At 43.4% G+C, this 1,734-nt stretch carries 1 protein-coding gene and 1 pseudogene; one reads left to right on the top strand and one right to left on the bottom strand.

The features are described from left to right. Positions 1-326: 326 nt before the first annotated feature. Positions 327-1,055: a carbonic anhydrase gene (locus MICAI_RS17220; RefSeq protein WP_008205144.1), complete on the top strand. Its 729-nt coding sequence runs from the start codon at positions 327-329 to the stop codon at positions 1,053-1,055. Positions 1,056-1,081: 26 nt separating this feature from the next. On the opposite strand, the pseudogene MICAI_RS17215 reads toward MICAI_RS17220, so the two are convergent. Beyond that, positions 1,082-1,652: pseudogene (locus MICAI_RS17215) on the bottom strand (low-complexity tail membrane protein). Positions 1,653-1,734 lie beyond the last annotated feature (82 nt).

Raw genomic sequence — 1,734 nt, 5'->3', positions numbered from 1 at the left:
TGATATTTGAGTAAGCCAGACACGAACCACAAAAAGATATTGATCGGAAAACTCATCATCAAGCTAGAGGTTTAAAGACCGATGTGATCCGATGATTTTTATTAATGAATATTTTACACAGTTCATACCAGATAAGCAAGAGGGCTACGCCACTACCACCAAATCCTTATCCTACGCTATTGTACCCCCGAAGGGGAATTAGTTCCCGCTCCTCTAGAAGCGGCACAACAGGCAGAAAGCCGCAAAATTAACGGCTAAACTGGGGGAATTGGGCATAAATCCCCGATAAAATTGCTAATTATCCGATGATTTCTGGATTTAATCCCATGTATAGACGAGAATTACTGCAATTTATTGGCTCTCAGGCTCTTTTTGGGGCTATTAATCCAGAATTTGCTTGGAATTATCAAAATATTGACCATTGGGGCGAATTATCAAGGAATTATCGCCTCTGCACCACGGGAAAGCAACAAACACCGATCGATCTGAGTATAGTGACTGAAAAAGAGCTATACCACCCCACCTTTAATTATCGTCCTGTACCCCTAAAAATTCGCCATAACGGTCGTACAATCTTAGTTAAGACCGAAAAATGTGGAAATATGAGTTTTCACGGCGAAGACTGGGATTTGTTGCAGTTCCATTTTCATCACCCCAGCGAACATCAGATTAAAGGTCAGTCTTTCCCTCTAGAAATTCATCTAGTGCATCGAAATGGGAGGGGAAATTTAGCAGTTGTGGGCATCTTAGCCGAAATTGGCGCACATAATCCCTATTTACAAACCATTTGGGCTTATTTGCCCCAAGAACCTTCTCCTGAAATGATTATCCCCGATACTTGGGTCAATGCCAGGCTTTTGCTGCCAGAAAATAGGGATTTTTATGAATATCGGGGGTCTTTGTCCACTCCCCCCTGTAGCGAGGATGTTCTCTGGTTAGTCTGGCAAAATGCGATCAAAATTTCTCCCCAACAACTGCAACAATTGGCCGCAATTTTGCCCCGTAATGCGAGGAATATTCAACCCTTAAACGGGCGATCTATCCTGCATTCCTAGGCGAAATTGTCGGCATTTTGGCTAATTTAGATAATTTTATTGACTTTTAGACCAAAAATGGTAAATAACTCAGGAATACGCTCAATAACTAAAGCTTCGGTGGCTGTCCAGTCACTTTCCTTCGTGGCTAAAACCCCTAGAACACTCAGAGGAACCTGTAAAAATAGGTGACTTAAGAGGAGAGCGATCGCAGCGATGACTAAACCTAAAAGCCGCCATTGGGGGAGATAGGCGGCCACGGCAGCCGCTAGAGGGGCAAAATTATAGATAGGCCAAGCGATGAGAATTAGGAGGACGACTCCCAAAAGAGTCAGAAGACGATGGCGAGGACGTTTAAAAAGAGAGAGAATTTTTAACTGTTCGGGGGTGAGTTGACTAGGTTTTAGGGCAACCAACAAAAGACTAAATATATCAAAAGGTTTTGTCCACTGCATCCAAAAGACGGGGACGATGGCGATCGCTCCCAGAAATAGCCATTCTAGCCAAAGAAAAGGCAAGGGATCACCCACAGCTAAACCAATCCAAGCGATTTGTAAAAAGATTGGCAAAGCCGCTAACCCTGCCAGATGAATCCACAAAAAAAGGTTCTGATTTCATAGAGGGAAATGATAATTATAAATTATGAATTATGAATTATGAAGTGGGGAGGTGGGGGGATGGGGGAGTGGGGGAGTGGGGG

Origin of the sequence: Microcystis sp. T1-4 (assembly GCF_000297435.1) — a bacterium.
Taxonomy (GTDB): Bacteria; Cyanobacteriota; Cyanobacteriia; order Cyanobacteriales; family Microcystaceae; genus Microcystis.
The sequence above is the reverse complement of the archived record's forward strand: the minus strand, read 5'-3'. Positions and strand labels throughout refer to the sequence as shown.